The 18386-nt window shown below is 72.5% G+C and carries 15 protein-coding genes; 12 read left to right on the forward strand and 3 right to left on the reverse strand.

Annotation, left to right across the window (positions count from 1 at the left end; all coding sequences use genetic code 11):
- Positions 1-178 precede the first annotated feature (178 nt).
- Complete coding sequence (locus tag ACQPYE_RS18735) at positions 179-1351, reverse strand: metallophosphoesterase (RefSeq protein WP_498722695.1); 1173 nt, start codon at positions 1349-1351, stop codon at positions 179-181.
- A gap of 106 nt (positions 1352-1457) precedes the next feature.
- Between ACQPYE_RS18735 and ACQPYE_RS18740 the strand changes: the two genes are divergently transcribed.
- Entirely contained in the window at positions 1458-1652 is a 195-nt protein-coding gene (locus tag ACQPYE_RS18740) for a hypothetical protein (protein ID WP_498722696.1), read from the forward strand.
- 136 nt (positions 1653-1788) lie between these two features.
- Positions 1789-3933 (forward strand): putative bifunctional diguanylate cyclase/phosphodiesterase, encoded by a 2145-nt coding sequence (locus ACQPYE_RS18745; protein ID WP_498722698.1) that lies wholly within the window; start codon positions 1789-1791, stop codon positions 3931-3933.
- A gap of 156 nt (positions 3934-4089) precedes the next feature.
- Here the strand turns inward: ACQPYE_RS18745 and ACQPYE_RS18750 are convergent, their stop codons facing one another.
- Positions 4090-4746 carry a thiaminase II/PqqC family protein gene (locus tag ACQPYE_RS18750; RefSeq protein ID WP_498722699.1) on the reverse strand — a complete coding sequence of 219 codons (657 nt, stop codon included), beginning with the start codon at positions 4744-4746 and terminating at the stop codon, positions 4090-4092.
- Positions 4747-5027: 281 nt separating this feature from the next.
- On the opposite strand from ACQPYE_RS18750, the gene ACQPYE_RS18755 reads away from it, so the two are divergent.
- The 5 genes from ACQPYE_RS18755 (at position 5028) to ACQPYE_RS18775 (ending at position 12146) form a co-directional block, all read left to right on the forward strand.
- Positions 5028-7088, forward strand: a complete 2061-nt coding sequence (locus ACQPYE_RS18755) for a diguanylate cyclase (RefSeq protein WP_498722701.1) — start codon at positions 5028-5030, stop codon at positions 7086-7088.
- Between the two features lie 5 nt (positions 7089-7093).
- The gene (locus ACQPYE_RS18760; protein WP_498722703.1) at positions 7094-7552 is read left to right on the forward strand and encodes a pyridoxamine 5'-phosphate oxidase family protein; all 459 of its coding nucleotides are present in this window, start codon (positions 7094-7096) and stop codon (positions 7550-7552) included.
- A gap of 255 nt (positions 7553-7807) precedes the next feature.
- Positions 7808-10582 carry a discoidin domain-containing protein gene (locus ACQPYE_RS18765; RefSeq protein ID WP_498722705.1) on the forward strand — a complete coding sequence of 925 codons (2775 nt, stop codon included), beginning with the start codon at positions 7808-7810 and terminating at the stop codon, positions 10580-10582.
- A gap of 147 nt (positions 10583-10729) precedes the next feature.
- Complete coding sequence (locus ACQPYE_RS18770; protein ID WP_498722707.1) at positions 10730-11920, forward strand: esterase-like activity of phytase family protein; 1191 nt, start codon at positions 10730-10732, stop codon at positions 11918-11920.
- A 79-nt stretch (positions 11921-11999) separates the two neighbouring features.
- Complete coding sequence (locus ACQPYE_RS18775; protein WP_498722709.1) at positions 12000-12146, forward strand: DUF1059 domain-containing protein; 147 nt, start codon at positions 12000-12002, stop codon at positions 12144-12146.
- Here the strand turns inward: ACQPYE_RS18775 and ACQPYE_RS18780 are convergent.
- Positions 12140-12604, reverse strand: a complete 465-nt coding sequence (locus ACQPYE_RS18780) for a helix-turn-helix transcriptional regulator (RefSeq protein WP_498722710.1) — start codon at positions 12602-12604, stop codon at positions 12140-12142. The two genes, ACQPYE_RS18775 and ACQPYE_RS18780, sit on opposite strands and share 7 nt — an antisense overlap.
- A 58-nt stretch (positions 12605-12662) precedes the next feature.
- Between ACQPYE_RS18780 and ACQPYE_RS18785 the strand changes: the two genes are divergently transcribed.
- The 5 genes from ACQPYE_RS18785 (at position 12663) to ACQPYE_RS18805 (ending at position 18368) form a co-directional block, all read left to right on the forward strand.
- Positions 12663-13853, forward strand: coding sequence for an MFS transporter (locus tag ACQPYE_RS18785; protein ID WP_498722712.1), 1191 nt, complete (start codon positions 12663-12665; stop codon positions 13851-13853).
- A gap of 72 nt (positions 13854-13925) precedes the next feature.
- Positions 13926-15002 carry a hypothetical protein gene (locus ACQPYE_RS18790; RefSeq protein ID WP_498722713.1) on the forward strand — a complete coding sequence of 359 codons (1077 nt, stop codon included), beginning with the start codon at positions 13926-13928 and terminating at the stop codon, positions 15000-15002.
- Positions 15002-16153 carry a toxic anion resistance protein gene (locus tag ACQPYE_RS18795; protein ID WP_498722715.1) on the forward strand — a complete coding sequence of 384 codons (1152 nt, stop codon included), beginning with the start codon at positions 15002-15004 and terminating at the stop codon, positions 16151-16153. The genes ACQPYE_RS18790 and ACQPYE_RS18795 overlap by 1 nt, the downstream gene beginning before the upstream one ends.
- Positions 16150-17769, forward strand: coding sequence for a substrate-binding domain-containing protein (locus ACQPYE_RS18800; protein WP_498722716.1), 1620 nt, complete (start codon positions 16150-16152; stop codon positions 17767-17769). The genes ACQPYE_RS18795 and ACQPYE_RS18800 overlap by 4 nt, the downstream gene beginning before the upstream one ends.
- On the forward strand, positions 17766-18368 hold the full coding sequence (locus ACQPYE_RS18805; RefSeq protein WP_498722717.1) for a hypothetical protein: 603 nt from the start codon (positions 17766-17768) through the stop codon (positions 18366-18368). Before ACQPYE_RS18800 ends, ACQPYE_RS18805 begins: the two co-directional genes overlap by 4 nt.
- Positions 18369-18386 lie beyond the last annotated feature (18 nt).

Genomic DNA, 18386 nt, shown 5'->3' on the forward strand with positions numbered 1-18386 from the left:
TGGTGCGAGGTCCCCCAACGGCGTCGTGACTGCGACCGCGACCGACCGTCCCTCTTCACCGAGCGTGCGACCGCGCCGTGCCACCGAACAACGGCACTCACTCGTTCGTGTGGGGCGTACACCTGTGTGGGTAGGGCCGAAATACCCACGGTGTACGCCTAGGTTCACGCAGGGTGGATCAGGCGGCGCGCAGCGTGAGCAAGGAGATCTCGCTCGGCGCGAAGACGCGCAGCGGCGGACCCCAGAAGCCCGCACCCCGGCTCGTGTACAACCGCGTGCGCTCGCCGTGGCGGCTCAACCCCGCCAGCACCGGCTGCTGGAGGCGCACCAGCAGGTGGAACGGCCAGATCTGGCCGCCGTGCGTGTGCCCGGACAGCTGGAGGTCGACGCCCGCCGCCACCGCCTTGGGGATCTCGCTGGGCTGGTGGGCCAGCAGCACCACCGGGTCGTCGGCGCGCGTGCCGGCGAGGGCGGCGTCGAGGTCCGCGCCGTGCCCCGTCTCGCCCGAGTACGCGCCGGTGACGTCGTCCACGCCCGCGAACACCAACCGCGCGTCGCCGCGCTCGATCACCCGGTGCTGGTTGTGCAGGCTCGTCCAGCCCAGCTCGGTCATGTGGTCCAGCCACGCCTGCGCATTGCTGCCGTACTCGTGGTTGCCCGACACGTAGAACAGGTGCCGCGCGCGGACGTCGCCGAGCGCGGCGGCCTGGCCGCGGCGTTGCGCCACCGTGCCGTCCGCGATGTCGCCGACGTGCACGACGACGTCGGGGTCCAGCGCGTTGACCGCCGCCACCGTGCCGACGGACCACTTCGTGCGGTCGATCGCGCCGTAGTGGGTGTCCGCGAGCACCGCGATGGTGAGGCCGTCGAACGCCTCGTCGAGCCGGGGGAGCGGCACGTCGGTCCGCTTCACCCGGGGCACGCGGCGCGCCTCGCGGATGCCGTACCCGACCAGTGCGAGACCGACGACGAGCAGGGTGATCGCGACGAACCGGGCGCGGAACGGGTTCTCCACGCCCGCCACCGCCAGCACGACCCGCAGGACGTGCGTGATCACGGTCCAGGCGAAGAACACCCACGCGACGCCCAGCATCAGGTGCGCGGCCCGTGACGCCCGGTCGGAGTGCCGGCGGCCGTGCGCGCGGACCAGCAGCAGCGGGAACGCCACCGACGTGACGACGAAGAACGCCGTGCCGAACACCTGCACCGGCCACGGCCACCGCGCGCTCGGCGCGAGCAGACCGGTCCAGGGCAGCCAGAACAGCAGCGCGGTCACCGTCAGGAGCACCGCCGTGAAGGTGACGCGCCGCCGCGCGGACGGGCGGGGCGGCGCGGTCGTCGTGCTCGACATCGGATCTCCTCGACGGCTTTACGAACCAGCGGGCTCTTATCGACGGTAGCCCGCCGTGCGGCCGGTGTCCAAGTTTGGCGGCGAGGTGGGCGGAAACCCCGGTCGCATGGCTGACGATCACGAACACGAGCACCGCTCGGCGGAGGACTTCCGGGTCGAGACGCCGGAGGAGGACGCGCGCCTGGCCGCCTCCCGGCGCAAGATCGACGAGGCCAAGGCGGTCGCCGCCGACCTCGTGGAGACCACGCCGGACCCGCTGCCCGACAGCGAACCGCCCAAGGGGTCCACCCCCGGGTCCTGACCGCCGGCACGCGCCCGGGCCCGGTCCATAGTGGACTCACCCGAATGGCGGTTGAGAACGCGAACACCGGTATGGATAGTTCGATCTTCCGCGGGGGTGTTCAGTCGATCGCCGCTTGATCTGGGGGTAACGGGGCGTGGCTCGTCCAAGCCGCACCGTGGTGGACGACGCGCTCTCGTCACCCGGCCAACCCGCGCTGCGCCGGATCCGGCTGCTGACCGGGGCCTACGCCTGGCTCAGCTCCGTCGCGTTCGCGGTCCAGCTGCTCGTCGTCGGCGACGGGCCGGGTCGCTTCGTGCTCCTCGCGCTGGTGCCGCTCGTGCTGGTGTCGTGGCTGCTGCGCCCGATGAGGGACAGCTGGCTGGTCGCGCTGGTGGAGTGCGCGATCGCGCACGGCGCGATCTTCGTGCTGCCCACGCCGCAGCCCGCCCTCGGCTTCGTGTTCGCGGTGACGGTGCAGCGCGCGCTCCGCGGCGCCGACCACGAACGGTTCCCGTTGCGGGCGATGCCCGCGCTGCTGGGGTTCCTGACCGGGTTCACGGTGTGGCTCTCCGTCACCCCGGTCACGGTGACCGGTCCGATGGTCGCCTCGGTCGTGATGCCGTTGGTGGGCCTGGCGGTCGTCGCGACCGCGCTGCACGAGGCGGTGCGCTCGGCGCGGCTCGTGCGCGACGCCCACCGCACCGTCGAGGCGGTGGTGCGGGCCAGCCCGGTCGGACTCGTGCTGGTCGACGCCGAGGGAGTGCCGCTGCTGCACAACGATCGGGCGCGCGAGCTGCTCTCGTGGTCCGAGGCGGCGCCCGGCCGGGTGCCGTGCCCGCACGGTCCCGACATCACCGCCTGTGCTCGCGGCTGCCGCACGGCCGATGACGCGGTGGAGGTCCGCGTGACCCGGGCGGACGGTTCGACCGGCGTGCTCGCGGTGCAGGCGGTGCCGGTCGAGCACGTCTCCGAACCGCACACCCTGGTCACCGCGCTGGACGTGAGCAAGCGCCGTGAGCTGGAGGACGAGTTGCGCACCCGCGCCGAGCGGGACGAGCTGACCGGGCTCGCCGGGCGCGCGCACTTCCTGCACCTCGTGGACGCGGCGCTGCCCGCCGGTGAGGCGGTGGGCCTGCTGGTGATCGACCTCGACGGGTTCAAGGAGATCAACGACGCCGAGGGGCACGAGGCGGGCGACTGGTACCTGGTGTCGGCGGCCGAGCGGATCGGCCGGGCCGTCGGGCCCGTGGCCACCGCCGCGCGGCTCGGCGGCGACGAGTTCGCGGTGCTCGCGCCCGGCCACGACGTGCGTGACGCGGCGCGGCTGGCGACCCGCATCCTGTCCGAGCTGGCGCGGCCGTTGACCGGGCTGGGGCACGACACGGTGATCCGGGCCAGCGTCGGCATCGCGGTGTCGTCGCCGGGGGTCGGGACGGCGGACCTGCTGCGTGACGCGGACACCGCGATGTACGTGGCCAAGCGCGAGGGCGGCGGGCGGATCCGGCTGTTCCGGCCCGAGATGGGCGAGCGGGTGCTGGCCCGGCAACGCGACAAGGCAGACCTGCGCACGGCCGTGTCCGACGGGCAGTTGGTGCTGCACTACCAGCCGATCGTGGACCTGGCGACGTCGGAGGCGGCGGGCGCGGAGGCGTTGGTCAGGTGGCAGCGGCCGGGGCACGGGCTGCTCCCGCCCGGCGAGTTCATCGGGCTGGCGGAGGAGACCGGGCTGATCGTGCCGCTGGGCAACAAGGTGCTGGCCGGCGCGTGCGAGCAGGCGATGCGGTGGCGCGAGCAGGGGCGCGCGCTCGGGGTGACGGTGAACGTCTCGACCAAGCAGCTGTCCGCGCCCGCGTTCCTGCCGTCGTTGGACCGGGTGCTGAAGACCACCGGCCTGCCGCCGGAACGGCTGACGATCGAGGTGACCGAGTCGGTGTGGGCCGACGGCGCCGCGATGCGCGGGCTGATGGAGGTGCGGGAGACCGGCGTGCGGGTCGCGTTGGACGACTTCGGCACCGGGTACTCGTCGCTCAGCTACCTTCAGCGCTACCCGTTCGACGTGGTGAAGATCGACCGGTCGTTCACCAACGCCCTCGCCGAGACCGGCCGCACCGCCGGCGTCGTGCGCTGCATCATCGACCTGGCGGAGGTGCTCGGGGCCCACACCGTCGCCGAGGGCATCGAGACGCAGGCCCAGGCGGACTGGCTGCGCAACGCCGGCTGCGCCTACGCCCAGGGCTACCTCTTCGGCCGCCCCGACCTGGCCGAGAACTGGGACGCCCAACCCTCCGTCCCCCACTAACCCCGAGAGTCCTACGTCCACCGCGCGAGAGTCCTACGTTCACGCACCCCGAGTTGAACGCTCGGCGATGCGTGAACGTAGAACTCAGTGGTCGTGAACGTAGGACTCTCGCGCCGTGAACGTAGGACTCTCGCGGGGGGAGGTAGGACTCTCGGGTCAGGGGAGGTCGGCGAGGGTGTTCCAGAACAGCAGTTCGTAGGAGTGCAGGAGGCGGGCGGCGGGCATCGCGCCGGCGGGGGACCAGCCGGTGGCCAGGACGGCGTCCAACGCGCGCAGGCCCAGCGCGTCCAGTTCCGGCGCGGGTTCGGCGAAGAAGTCGAAGAACGCGCAGCCCGCGTCGTCGAAACCGTAGTGCTCGCGCAGCGCGGCGGCGATCGTCGCGCAATAGCCACCCCATTCCGCGAAGTTCGCCAGAATCGCGAGGAGCGCGTCGTGCGGATTGCCGTCCAACGCCAGCCTGGCCACGTACGACGGATATGCCTGGCACCCCGGCAACGGTCGGTACGCGGCCACGTCATCCGGCGTCAGACCGCTCGCGGCGGCGAAATCGGCCAGTTTGGCCAACGCCAGTCCCTCGCCTCCCGCGACCGTCGCGAAGAACTCGCGCTGCGCTGGCAGGGGAGACTGCGCGGCCAACGTGAGGAACGCTCGCCAATCGCTCTGCACGATGCGGTGCTCTTCCGCCGCCAACGCCTTCACCGCGTCGAGCGGAGCCTCGCCGGATGCGATCAACGGCACCAGCCGGTTCGTCCCGCCCTCGTCTTTCAGCTCCTCCCGAACCCGCTCCAACAGGTCTTTCGCGTCCTTCGCCATCGTTCCCCCTCGTCCGGGCACCGCTCGTCACCGACGACGGCGGCATGACCAATAGGCACTCTATAGAGCCCTCCGACACCGTGGCGACGGGCATGTCCCGCCGGTTCTGTGGATGAAGACTCGGCAACGGGAGTTGACGCGGAGTCCTCTTTGCCGATCTCATAGCCCCGCCTTGTCGAACGTCAGCGTTGCCTCAGTGGGGAGTGCCGGGATTGCGCGTCGCCGGAGCCAAGTCGGTCGAAAACCGCGAAATCCCGATCGGCCGACAACATCAGCTGTGGATGGTCTACCTCGCTTTCGGCCTGTTATCGGTCGGTACCTACTACGCCCTGCCGATCTTCGTCGGCACGATTCCGCTGCGGGTGGTCGTCTACTGCGCGGTCAGCTCGTCCGCCGCGCTGGCCGTGTGGTGGGGCGTGCGGCGCAACCGGCCCGAGCCGCGCGCGCCGTGGCTCGTGCTCGGCCTGAGCCAACTCGTGTACGCCCTGGCCGACACCACGTTCTACATCTCGCACTACGTGCTCAACGACCCCAGCTACCCGGCCGTCGCCGACGCCTTCTACCTCGGCCACTACCCGCTCGTCGTGGTCGGCCTGCTCATGCTGATCCGGCAGCGCCGCTCCGACCGCGACCTGCCCAGCCTGATCGACGCGGTCTCGCTCACGGTCGTCGCGGGCCTGCTGTCGTGGGTCTTCGTGATCGGCCCGCAGACCCGCCTCGGCACGCCGCTGCTGGTCGAGATGGTGTCGCTGGCCTACCCGCTGATGGACCTGGTGCTGCTGCTGGTCTCCCTGCGGCTGCTGTTCGGCGGCGGGCGGCGTGACGCGTCGTTCGTGCTGCTGGCCCTGTGGCTGGTCGCGATCCTCACCGCCGACACCGCGTACGTGTTGCAGCGCCTGGACCTCAGCTACGCGGCGGGCAACTTCCTGGACGCGATCTGGCTGGCGGGCAACCTGGCCCTCGGCGCGTGCGCCCTGCACCCGTCGATGGGGCGGATGGCGCAGGCCGTCGACGTGCCCGCGCTGCGGTTGAGCTGGCCGCGGTTGGCGATCCTGTCCGGCGGCGCGCTGATCGGGCCCGCGTTGCTGCTCGTGCAGAACGCGCACGGCGTGCGCCGGGACGTGCCGGTGATCGCGGCCGGCTGCGCGGTGCTGTTCGCCCTGACCGCCACCCGACTCGCGGGCCTCGCGGTCGACCAGCGCAGGCTCGCCATCACCGACAGCCTCACCCGGCTGTGCAGCCGCCGCTACTTCGAGGCCCGCCTCGCCGAGGACGTGGCACGGGCCAGGCGCACGGGGGCGCCGCTGGGCGTGGTGATCCTCGACGTCGACCGGTTCAAGTCGATCAACGACCGGTTCGGGCACCCGGCCGGCGACCGGGTGCTGGTCGAGGTGGCCAACCGGCTGCGCGCGATCGCGGGCCAGGGCCGGGTGCTCGCCCGGTACGGCGGCGAGGAGTTCGCGCTGATCGCTACCGGTGCGGACGCCAAGAACCTGAGCCGCCTCGCGGAACGGCTGCGGCACGGCGTCTCCCACCATCCGATCGCCGTGAGCGGTCGTAGATCGGTGACGGTTACGCTCTCCGCCGGCACCGCCGCGTTCGCGCCGCACTACGGCAACGCGTCCGCGTTGGTGTCGGCGGCAGACCGTGCGCTGTACCTGGCCAAGGACCTCGGCCGGGACCGGGCGGTCGCCGGTGGCACATCGCTCACCGAGCACCGGGAGGACGTCGCGGTGGACTACCTGAACCAGGTCGCGGACCTGGTCGACCTGCGCATGGCCAGTCCGGGGCGCAGCCTGGCCGTCGCCGAGTGGGCGCGGACCATCGCCGACCACCTGAAGCGGAACCCCGCCGAGGTCCACACCGCGCACCGCGCTGGACGGCTGCTCGACGTCGGCATGATCGTGCTGCCCGACGACCTGCTCTCCGAGTCCGGCGCGCTCACCGACCAGCAGTGGCACCTGCTGAAGGAGCACCCCGACAGCGGCGCGCGCATGGTCGGCGTGCTGCCCGACCACGGCGAGGTGGCGGAGGTCGTCCGCCAGCACCACGAGCGCTGGGACGGCGCCGGTTACCCGAACGGCCTGGCCCGCGACGACATCCGGATCGAGGCGCGGATCCTGTTCGTCTGCGACGCGTGGGCGGCGATGCGCGCCGACCGGCCGCACCGGCGCGCGTTGACCCACGAGCAGGCCGTGCGCGAGCTGCGCTCCGGCCGCGGCGCGCGGTTCGACCCGGACCTGGTCGACGTGTTCCTGGTGTTGCTGGAGCAGGGCGTGGTCGGCGACCTGACCGCCGGACCCGGCTCGGCGGCGCCGCGCGAGGACAGCCGCCTATCCTGACGGTCATGTCGCGCCGGGCGCTGATCACGATGACGACGGACGAGGTGCGCGCGTTCCTGGAGGAGCAGCGCGTGGTCACGGTGGCCACGATCGGCCCGAACGGCAGACCGCACCTCGTGCCGCTGTGGTTCGTCGTGGAGGACGGCGAGCTGGTCGGCTGGACGTACCGGGCGTCGCAGAAGGTCGCGAACCTGCGCCGCAAGCCCGAGGCCACGGTGCAGCTGGAGGCGGGGGAGACCTACGACCAGCTGCGCGGCGTGACCATGGAGTGCGACGCGCGGCTGGTCGAGGAGCGGGCCGAGGTCACCCGCATCGGCGCGGCGGTGGCCGCCCGCTACTCCGGGCACAGCGGACCGGAACTGGACGCGTTCGTGGCCGCGCAGGCGGTGAAACGGGTCGGGCTGCGGTTCGCGCCCACCTCCGTGGTCTCCTGGGACCACCGCAAGCTCAGCGGTTCTTACTAGAGCGTTCGCCCTGCCCGCGCGCGGTCCCGAAGGCGCCGGCCGGCCTCCGAGCAGCCGCGCAAGCGTGCGCAAGTTTCCGCAAACACCCCGCAAGTCGGCGATCCGCCGTGCCGTGATCAGCCGTCGTCGGGATTTTGCGTGTTTAAGTAGACATCTTGCGGACGGCTGATCGTGCTGCTTATGGTGTGCGCCACGCCACACCCTGTGACATCCCTGCCCGCAGTTCGAGGTCCCGTCCAACGAAGGGCTGAACCCATGCGAGTCAACCCCACCCTCCGGCGTCCCCTGGCGCTCGGCGCGGCGGCGGTGGCCACCTCCCTGCTAGCCGCCCTGACGATCGCCGCCGCACCGGGCGAGGTCGCCGCCCAGGTCGCCGCGGCGGCCACGTCGCCGTTCGAGATCCCCGGCCGAGGCGCCGACGTGCCCTTCGTGGAGCACGAGGCCGAGACCGCCGCCACGAACGGCACGAAGATCGGACCCGGCCGACGCCAGGGCACGCTGGAGGGCGAGGCATCCGGCCGCCGCGCCGTGACGCTGTCCGGCCAGGGCAAGTACGTCGAGTTCACGCTCACCGAGCCGGCGAACTCGATCGACCTCCGGTACAGCGTCCCGGACGGGAACAACGGCGCGGGCATCACCGCGCCCCTGTCGCTCTACCTCGACGGCGCGAAGACCACGAGTCTCACGCTCACCTCGAAGTACGCGTGGCGCTACGGCGGCTACCCCTACGCCAACGACCCGAACCAGGGCAAGCCGCACCACCTCTACGACTCGACCCGCGCCCTGTTCGGCCGCACGCTCGCCGCGGGCTCGAAGGTCAGGCTCCAGGTCGACGCGGGCGACACCGCGCCGTCCTACACGATCGACCTGGCCGACTTCGAGCTCGTCGCGCCCGCCGCCACCAGGCCCGCGAACTCGGTCTCCGTCACCGAGCACGGCGCCACGCCGAACGACGGCGCCAACGACAACGCCGCCTTCGACGCCGCGGTCGCCGCCGCCAAGGCGTCCGGCCGCGAGGTGTGGATCCCGGCCGGCCGGTTCACCGTCACCAAGCACATCACCGTCGACCAGGTCACCGTCCGCGGCGCGGGCCACTGGCACAGCGTGGTCACCGGCGACCGGGTCGGCTTCTACGGCCTCGGCGAGCCGTCCAGTTGCGGCCAGGGCGGCAACTCCGGCGCGAGCTCCCGCGTCGGCCTGCACGACTTCGCGATCATCGGCGAGGTCACCAACCGGGTCGACTGCGATCAGACCAACGCCATCGGCGGCGCGCTGGGCGGCGGCTCGGTCATCTCCGGCATGTTCCTGCAGCACACCAAGGTCGGCCTGTGGCTGGACGGCCCGTTCTCCGGCCTCACCATCCGGAACAACAAGGTCGTCGACCAGCTCGCGGACGGCATGAACCTGCACCGCGGCATCAGCGACGTGCTGATCGAGCACAACCTGTTCCGCAACATCAGCGACGACGGCATCGCGTTCTGGTCGGAGCACCAGGCCGACCACGGCAACACCATCCGCCGCAACACGGTGGTCGTGCCGATGAAGGCCAACGGCATCGCGATCTACGGCGGGCGCGACAACGTCGCCACCGAGAACGTCGTGGCCGACACCCAGGACCAGGGCGGCGGCATCCACGTCGGCAACCGGTTCTCCTCGGTGCCCCTGTCCGGCACGACCACCCTGTCGAAGAACACCACGCTGCGCGCGGGCGTGCTCGACTCGAACTGGCAGTTCGGCGTGGGCGCGCTCTGGTTCGACGCCCGCGACGGCGCGATGAACGGCCGGATCGACGTCACCGACACCGACCTGATCGACAGCAACTACGAGGCCATCCAGTTCATCAGCGGCACGATCACCAACGTCCACTTCGACGGCGTGCGCATCAACGGCGCGGGCACGTTCGGCATCCAGCTCCAGTCGCCGGGCGCGGCGACGTTCACCAACGTCACCGCCACCGGTCTGGGCCGCGCGGGCATCTACAGCTGCCTCGGCGAGAACGGGTTCCAGCTCACCAAGGGCGCGGGCAACTCAGGCTGGGACGGCCCGTCGTACTGCGGCCCGTGGCCGGACCCGATCTACACCGATCCGACCAACCCGCCGACCAGCACCAGCACCACGACCACCACGACGACGACCACCACGACCACGACCGTTCCGCCGGGCGGCAACCTGGCCAGGGGCAAGGCGATCAGCGCCTCCACCGCCAACGGCGGCTTCCCGGCCGCCCAAGCCGTGGACGGCGACCCGGCCACCTACTGGGAGAGCGCGAACAGCCAGTTCCCGCAGTCGCTGACCGTCGACCTGGGGCGGTCGGAGAACGTCGGCCGCCTGGTGCTGAAGCTCCCGCCGCCCACCGCGTGGGAAGCGCGCACGCAGACCCTGAGCGTCTCCGGCAGCACGGACGGCGCGAACTTCACCCCACTCGTGGCGTCGGCCGGGTTCCGGTTCGACCCCGCGTCCGGCAACCAGGTCGCCATTCCGGTCTCCGGCACCCATCGCCACCTGCGGCTGACGTTCACCGGCAACACCGCCTGGCCCGCCGCCCAGCTGGCCGAACTGGAGGCGTACGCGTCGAGCACCACGACCACCACGACGACCACCACGACGCCACCGCCGCAGGGCAACGTGGCACGCGGCAAGCCGGTCCAGGCCACGGCCAACGGCGGCTTCCCCGGCGGCAACGCGGTGGACGGTGACGCCACCACCTACTGGGAGAGCCCGAACAACGCGTTCCCGCAGGCGTTCACCGTCGACCTGGGCAGCCGGATCGCGGTGAACCGGGTCGTGCTGAAGCTCCCGCCCGCCACGGCGTGGGCCGCGCGCACGCAGACCCTGAGCCTCTCCGGCAGCGCGGACGGCACGAGCTACAGCCCACTGGTGGCGTCGGCCGGGTTCCGGTTCGACCCCGCGTCCGGCAACCAGGTGAGCATCCCGGTCTCGGCGAACCACCGCTACCTGCGGCTGACCGTCACCGGCAACACGGGCTGGCCCGCCGCCCAGCTCGCCGAGTTCGAGGCGTACGCGGGCTGACGCCTCGGTCGGGGGTGGTCCCGCGGCAACGACGCCGGCGGGACCACCCCTGCGTCACCTCGGACGCCCCGCCCGTCCACCCGGCCCGCCTACCGTTCCGCCGACCGCGCGCCCCGAGCGCGGCGTGCCGAGGCAGAACGGAACACCATGAAGAGACCACTGGTCATCGGCCTGTCCGCGCTCGTGCTGGCGTCGCTGGCGGCGCCGGGCTCGGCCGCGCCGACCGGCCGCCACGACTTCGGCCGCGCCACGCTGACCGGGTTCGCCGCGCTGCCCGCCGTGACGTTCGTGCCCGGCAGCGAGCCGTCCGGCGCGGCCCTGGGCGCCACGCCGGTGAACGGGGTCGTGCCGCCGTTCGCCGACCAGCCGGTGCAGGGCTTCAGCGGTGTGCTGCGCAACGCCGACGGCACGTTCGACGTGCTCTCGGACAACGGCTACGGCACCAAGGCCAACAGCGCGGACTTCACCCTCCGCCTGCACCGGATCGGCCCGGACTTCGGCACGGGCGCCGTCGACGTCCTCGGCGGCGTCGCGCTGACCGACCCGAAGGGCCACGTGCCGTTCCCGCTCACCCGGCCCGACCGGGTGCTGACCGGCGCGGACTTCGACGTCGAGTCGATCGTCCGCGCCGGTGACGGCACGTACTGGGTGGGCGACGAGTTCGGCCCCTACCTGCTGCACTTCGACCGCGCGGGCCGGCTGCTCGCACCGCCCGTGCCGCTGCCGGGGGTCTTCGCGCCGGAGAACCCGGCGGGCACGCCCAACCTGGGCGGCAGCAAGGGCTACGAAGGACTGGCGCTGTCCGCCGACGGCCGCACGCTCGACGCCCTGCTGGAGGGCGCGGTCGCGGGCGACGAGCCCGGCGCGTTGCGGCTGAACGAGTTCGACGTCGCGCGCGGCCGGTACACCGGCGTCCGCTGGACCTACCAGCTCGACAAGCCGGAACACGCGATCGGCGACGCCGTCACGGTGGACCGCAACCGGCTGCTGGTGATCGAGCGGGACGGGGCGCAGGGCGTCGACGCCCAGGTCAAGCGCGTCTACCTGGCCGACAAGCGCGACCGCGACCGGGACGGCAAACTGGACAAGACGCTGGTGGCCGACCTGCTCGACATCGCCGACCCGCGCCGGCTCGGCGGCTTCGGCGAGACCTTCACCTTCCCGTTCACCACGATCGAGGACGTGGTGGTCCTGGACGACCGCACGATCGGCGTGCTCAACGACAACAACTTCCCGTCCTCGTCCGGCCGCACGCCCGGCAAGCCCGACGACAACGAGTTCATCACCCTGCGCCTGGGCGACGACCTCGACGCCGACCCACGCGTGCTGCGCCGGTGACGGCACCGAACTCGGTCGGTCGACAACGTCGTCACGTTCAGTAGAGTCGACGGGGAGAGATCACCAGCGGAGGATTGCGATGAAGCAGAACATCACCTGCCCCTGCGGCGAGCACATCACGGGTCAGGACGAGGACGACCTGGTGTCGAAGACCCAGCAGCACCTCAAGGAGAACCACCCGGGCCACGACTACTCGCGCGACGAGATCCTGTTCATGGCCTACTGAGCCCCTTCGCCCGGGTCGGGGTGCGCCGCGACGAGCAGCAGCGCGTCGAGCAGCCGCAGCCAGTCCGGCTCGGTGAGGTCCCGGCCGGTGAGGGCGGACAGGCGGGCCAGCGCGTCCAGCAGCCGCCCGGCCAGGCCGTCGGCGCTCTGACCGGTGGCCTCGGCCACGGCGTGGACGTCCCGGCGGAACCGGGTGGTGCGACCGAGCCGGACCAGCGCGGCGGGCAGCTCGGCGGGTGGGGGCGCGGGCTGGTCGTCGGTGTCGGCGAACCCGACGGTCAGCCGCGTGCCCAGCGCCTCCGCCAACCGGGTGAGCGCGTCGACGGTCGGGTTGCCCCGACCGTTCTCCAGGTTCGCCACGTACGGCACGGAGAGTCCCGCGTCGGCGGCGACCGCGGCCACCGTCCGCCCGTTCGCGGCGCGCAGCGCACGGAGCCGTTGCCCCAGTTCGTGTCCCACGCGGCCAATCTTGTCAGAACACTACCCGGGATGACTGTCTTCTTGGGATAGTCACCGGATGTTGACCGCTCTGCGCGTGAGGGACTTCCGGCTGCTGTGGGCGGCACGGACCGTCAGCGTGTTCGGCACCTGGCTGCTCGTCGTCGCCGTGCCCGCGCACGTCTTCCACCTGACCGGCTCGCTGATGGCGGCGGGTGCGGCACTGGCGGCGGAGTTCCTGCCGCCGCTGCTGTTCGGGCCGGTCGCGGGGGTGCTGGTCGACCGGTGGGACCGGCGGCGGGCGATGGTCGCGGCCGAGGTGCTGCGCGCCGCCGCCGTCACCCTCCTGCTGTTCGCCCGCGACCCCGGTGACCTCTGGCTGGTCTACGTCGCGCTGGTCGTGGAGAGCACGGGCACGGTGGTGTTCCGGCCCGCGGCCCAGGCGCACACCCCCGTCGTGGTCGGCACCGGCACGGCGCTGAGCGGGGCCAACGCCCTGAACTCCCTCACCGACGGCGTGGCCCGACTCGTCGGCGCACCGCTGGGTGGCGCCTTGACGGCGTTGGTGGGCTTCCCTGCCCTGGTGGCGGCGGACGCGGCGAGCTACCTGGTCGCGGCCGGGTTGATCGCGGCGACGGCCCGAGGCGGCGGTCGCGACCGGGGACCGGGCGTGCGCGAGGAACTGCGGGAAGGGCTCGCGTTCCTGCGCTCGGCACGAACGGCCAAGGCGCTCCTCGTCGTGAGCACGGCCTTCCTGGCCGCGAACGCCTCGCTCAGCGCGTTGCTGGTGCCGTTCGGGATGACCACGCTGGGCGGCGCGGGACCGGTCGGGGTGGTGATGTCCGCGCTGGGCGCGGGCTTCCTGCTGGGCGCTCCGGCGACCCGGGTCTTGGTCGACCGGCTCAGGTCGGGCCCGTTGCTGGCGAGCGCGCTCGTCGCCACCTCCGCCGGATTCGCGCTGCTGTTCAGCTCGACGTCGCTGCCCGCCGCGCTGCCCGCCGCCGCGTTGGTCGGGCTGTCGGGTTCGGCCGTCCTGGTCGTCACGCAGACCGTCCTGCAACGGGTGACGCCGACCGCGGTGCTGGGGCGGGTCGGCGCGGTGCTGTTCACGGGTGAGGCGGCGGCGACGGTCGTCGGCGCACTGGCCGGACCGGCGCTCGCCGAGCTCACCTCTCCGCGCACGACCGCGTACGTGGCGTGCGCGATCACCGTGCTGGCCGCCGGGTACGCGGCATCGTCACCTTCCGTTCATCAACCGTTCGCCCCGTGATCGCCGCTTCGCGCGTCAAACGAGTCGGGCGGCGGAGATGATCGCCGGGGAACACGGGGGTGAGCGGGTCCAGTGAAACGCCGGTTGTCCATCGGCTTGGCCGTGGTGTTGTTGGCGGCGGTCGTCGCGGTGGTCGTGTGGGGTCGTCCGGACGACGCGGAGGGCGGGGCTCCAGGTGGGTTGACCACCGTGCGCGGTGTCATCGGGTCGGAGAAGCTCGCCTTCTTCAGCGACCCGAGGGTGGCCGAGGCGTTCGCGGAGCACGGCCTGGCGGTCGAGGTGGACACGGCCGGCTCACGGCAGATCGCCACGTCCGTCGACCTGGGGAAGTACGAGTTCGCGTTCCCGTCGTCCTCGCCCGCCGCGCAGCGGATCCAGCGCGACCGCAAGACGACCGCCGCGCACACGCCGTTCCAGTCGCCCATGGCCGTCGCGACGTTCGAGCCGATCGTGGCGCTGCTCGAAGCCGCCGGCGTCGTGACCAAGGGCGCGGGCGACTACCGGGTGCTCGACGTGGCCGAGTACCTGGCGCTGACCGAGGCGGGCACGCGCTGGGACCAGCTGCCCGGCAACACCGCCTACCCGGCCCGCAAGAACGTCCTCATCACCACGACCAACCCGGCCGAGTCGAACTCCGCCGCGATGTACCTGTCGATCGTGTCGTTCGTGGCCAACGGCAACACCGTGGTCGGCACGCCCGAGCAGGAGGCGGCCGTGCTGCCCGACGTCGCCAGGCTCTTCCGCGACCAGGGCTACACGCAGAACAGCACCGAGGGCCCGTTCGAGGACTACCTCGCGGCCGGCATGGGCAAGACGCCGCTCGCGCTGATCTACGAGTCCCAGTACGTCGACCGGGTGCTGCGCGCCGACGGCTCGATCCGCGCCGACATGCGCCTGCTCTACCTCGCGCCGACCGTGTACTCCAAGCACACGCTGGTCCCGCTGTCCGACCGGGGCGACCGGGTCGGCCGGCTGCTGAGCACCGATCCCGAGCTGTCCAGGCTCGCCGCCACGTTCGGCTTCCGCACGTCCGACCCGCGCGTGTTCGCCGACGTCGTGGGCGACAAGGCGCCCGCGGACCTGGTGGACGCGGTCGAGCCGCCGTCGTTCGAGACGCTGGAACGCCTGCTCGACGCGGTCGCCTCCTGATGGACGAGTTCGCCCTCACCCCGCCGGAGCCCGTGGCGCCGATCCCGGTCGACCGCGCGGCCGGGCTGATCACGCTCGGCGAGGACGTGCGCGCGGACGTCGACCGCCGGGCCGAGCGGTTCGCCGACCGCCTGCGAGAGCTGGACGTGCGGTCACCGGAGTTCACCGCCGTGCTGGACGACGTGCTCGCCGTCGGCGAGGCGGACATGCGCGCGGCGGCGGGCGTGGCGGGCGCGATGCTGGACCGCTCGGCCCGCGCGCTGCGCGACGACTCGCCCCAGGTGCACGTCACCACGTCGTTGTCGGGCCTGCGCCGCACCGTCGCCGAGCTGGACCCGGCGAAGCTGCCGATCACCGGCCGCAAGCTGCTGAGGGTCTTCCCCGTCGCGAACGCCGCCAAGAAGGCCCTCGACCGCTACCGCGCGGCGGGCGAGCCGGTGAACGCCCTGGTGGGGGACCTGCGCAACCGGCAGGACGTGCTGCGCCGCGACAACGCCACCATCAAGGGCGAGCGGGAGCGGCTGTGGCGGGCCATGGGCAAGCTGGCCGAGGCCGCCGCGTTCGCCGAGGCGGTGGACGCGGCGGTCGACCGGCAGGCCGGGGTGTTCGACCTGACCGACCCGGCCCGGGCGCGGGCGTTGCGCGCGGACGTGCTGCACCCGATCCGGCAACGCCACCAGGACCTGCTGACGCAGCTCGCCGTGAGCGCGCAGGGCTACCTGGCGCTGGACCTGGTGCGGCGCAACAACGACGAGCTGATCCGGGGCGTGGAACGCGCGGTGACCACGACCGTGGCGGCGCTGCGGATCGCCCTGCTGGTGAGCGGCGCCTTGGCGAGCCAGCGCGACGTGCTGGACGAGGTCGCCGCCCTGCGGGCCACCACGGACGGCCTGATCCGCGCCAACACCGAACTGCTGGACCTGCAAGGCGCGGAGATCCGCCGGGCGAGCAGCGACCCGGCCGTCGCGGTGGAGACGATCCGCGCGTCGTTCGACCGCATCTACGCGGCGATCGACGCGGTCGACGGCTACCGGGCGGACGCGGTGCGCACGATGGCGGTCACGGTCGAGTCGCTGTCGGGGGAGATCCGCCGCGCGGAAGAGCACTTGCGCCGGTCGCACGACGCGACGGCGGTCGAGGGGGACCGATGAGGACAGCGTTCGTGCTCGCCGCCGTGCTGGTGGTCGCGGGGTGCACCGGCGAGGCCGAGCCCGATCCGGCGCAGCCCGCGGGTCCGGCGAGACCCGGTGTGCTGCGGGTGCTCGCGGGCAGCGAGCTGACCGACGTGCAGCCGGTGCTGGACGCGGCGGCGAAGGCCACCGGCGTCGAGGTGGAGTTCACCTTCACCGGCACGCTGGAAGGGGCCGAGGCGTTGGCGAAGGGCGAGGTCGACGGCAAGTACGACGCCGTCTGGTTCTCCTCCAACCGCTACCCGGCGGCCATCCCGGAGGCCGCGAGACGGCTCGGCAACCAGGTCAAGGTGATGAGCTCGCCGGTGGTGCTCGGCCTGTCGACGTCGTCGGCGAAGCGGTTGGGGTGGGCCGACCGGCGCGTCGGCTGGGGCGAGATCGCCGAGCAGGCGTCGCACAAGGCGTTCAGCTACGGGATGACCGACCCGTCGGCGTCGAACTCCGGCTTCTCCGCCCTGGTCGGTGTGGCGTCGGCGTTGGCGGGCGCGGGCAACGCCGTCGACGCGGGCCAGATCGCGGCGGTGACACCGCGCCTGAAGGGCTTCTTCGCCGCGCAGTCGCTCTCCGCCGGGTCGTCGGGCTGGCTGTCGGAGGCCTACCAGCGCCGCGCCACCGGCCAGGACCCCGGCGCGCAGGTCGACGGGCTGATCAACTACGAGTCCGTGCTGCTCTCGATGAACGCCGCCGGCGCCCTGCCCGAGCCGCTCACGCTGGTCTACCCGGCCGACGGCGTGGTCACCGCCGACTACCCGCTGACCCTGCTCGCGGACTCCGGCGACGACGCGCGTGACGCGCACCGACGCCTCACCGACCACCTGCGCACACCGGACGTGCAGCGGCAGATCGTGGAGACCACGCACCGGCGGCCGGTCGTGCCCGGTGTCGACCTGGACTCCCGGTTCGCCGTGCGCGACCTGGTGGAGCTGCCGTTCCCGGCCGCGCGCGACTCCGTCGACGCCCTGCTCTCGGCGTACTTCGACGAGATCCGGCGCCCGTCGCGCACGCTGTACGTGCTCGACACGTCCGGTTCGATGGCCGGCGACCGGATCGCGTCGCTGCGGTCCGCGCTGGTCGGCCTGACCGGCGCGGACGATTCGCTCACCGGTCGCTTCCGCCGCTTCCGCAGCCGGGAGGAGGTGACCATGCTGCCGTTCGACACCACGCCGGGCGCGCCGCGGACGTTCACCCTGCCCGAAGGCGACCCGCGGGCCGAGTTGGCGCGGATCAAGGCGTACGCCGAAGCGCTGGAGGAAGGCGGCGGCACGGCGATCTACGACAGCCTGTCCCGCGCGTACGAGGTGATGGAGCCGCTGGTCGCGGCCGACCCGGACCGGTTCACGTCGATCGTGCTGATGACCGACGGCGAGAACGCGAACGGCTCCGGCCTGGCCGAGTTCCAGGCGTCGTTCGGCTCGGTGCCCGCGTCGGTGCGGCAGGTGCCCGTGTTCACCGTGCTGTTCGGCGAGGGCAGCGGCGTGGAGCTGGGCCAGGTGGCCGCCATGACCGGCGGCAAGGTGTTCGACGCCCGCGCCGCCGAACTCGGCGACGTGTTCCAGGAGATCCGCGGTTACCAGTGATCCGCTACCTCGGCTCGACCAAGAACCTCGTCGGCTGCGTCGGCGGTCTCGTCGGCGTGCTGCTGCACCTCGGTGGCGTGGTCGGCGGCGTGTGGCCGGTCGTGGTGGCCGGGCTGTACGCGGTCGGCGCGCTGCTCGCGCCGCCGGAGAGGATCCGGCTGGTGCCGGTGGACGCGGTCACCGAGGCCGGTCTGCTCCGCGTGGAACTGGACGACCTGGTGCGCGAGGTGGGCGCGCGGTCGTCCCGGGTGCCGGAGCCCGCCGTCGCCGCCGTCGGCCGGATCGGCGCGGTGCTCGGCGACCTCCTCGCGCGGCCCGAGGCGCTGGCCGTCGACCCGGACCTGCGGCACACCGTGGTCCGGCTGGCGCGCACCGACCTGCCGCTGTCCGTGCAGACGTACCTGAACCTGCCGTGGTGGTTCGCGGTGAAGCAGCGGGCGGGCGGCGAGCCGAGCCCCGGCGACGAGCTGGTCACCCAGCTCGGCCTGCTGGAGGCCGAGGCCCACCGGCTGGCCGAACGCCTGTACGCGGCGGACGTGGACCAGCAGGCCGACCACACCCGGTACCTCAGGGATCGGGACGCCGGCGAGTCGGCCTGACCTGGCGATGCCACCGAC

The sequence above is a fragment of the Actinosynnema sp. CA-299493 genome (assembly GCF_050946825.1).
GTDB lineage: Bacteria > Actinomycetota > Actinomycetes > Mycobacteriales > Pseudonocardiaceae > Actinosynnema.

What these genes read in the sequence shown, in the direction of transcription:
- ACQPYE_RS18735 (WP_498722695.1), bottom strand. Translation starts at nt 1,351, where the DNA reads ATGTCGAGCACGACGACCGCGCCGCCCCGCCCGTCCGCGCGGCGGCGC.
- ACQPYE_RS18740 (WP_498722696.1), top strand. Translation starts at nt 1,458, where the DNA reads ATGGCTGACGATCACGAACACGAGCACCGCTCGGCGGAGGACTTCCGG.
- ACQPYE_RS18750 (WP_498722699.1), bottom strand. Translation starts at nt 4,746, where the DNA reads ATGGCGAAGGACGCGAAAGACCTGTTGGAGCGGGTTCGGGAGGAGCTG.
- ACQPYE_RS18755 (WP_498722701.1), top strand. Translation starts at nt 5,028, where the DNA reads ATGGTCTACCTCGCTTTCGGCCTGTTATCGGTCGGTACCTACTACGCC.
- ACQPYE_RS18760 (WP_498722703.1), top strand. Translation starts at nt 7,094, where the DNA reads ATGTCGCGCCGGGCGCTGATCACGATGACGACGGACGAGGTGCGCGCG.
- ACQPYE_RS18765 (WP_498722705.1), top strand. Translation starts at nt 7,808, where the DNA reads ATGCGAGTCAACCCCACCCTCCGGCGTCCCCTGGCGCTCGGCGCGGCG.
- ACQPYE_RS18770 (WP_498722707.1), top strand. Translation starts at nt 10,730, where the DNA reads ATGAAGAGACCACTGGTCATCGGCCTGTCCGCGCTCGTGCTGGCGTCG.
- ACQPYE_RS18775 (WP_498722709.1), top strand. Translation starts at nt 12,000, where the DNA reads ATGAAGCAGAACATCACCTGCCCCTGCGGCGAGCACATCACGGGTCAG.
- ACQPYE_RS18785 (WP_498722712.1), top strand. Translation starts at nt 12,663, where the DNA reads ATGTTGACCGCTCTGCGCGTGAGGGACTTCCGGCTGCTGTGGGCGGCA.
- ACQPYE_RS18795 (WP_498722715.1), top strand. Translation starts at nt 15,002, where the DNA reads ATGGACGAGTTCGCCCTCACCCCGCCGGAGCCCGTGGCGCCGATCCCG.
- ACQPYE_RS18800 (WP_498722716.1), top strand. Translation starts at nt 16,150, where the DNA reads ATGAGGACAGCGTTCGTGCTCGCCGCCGTGCTGGTGGTCGCGGGGTGC.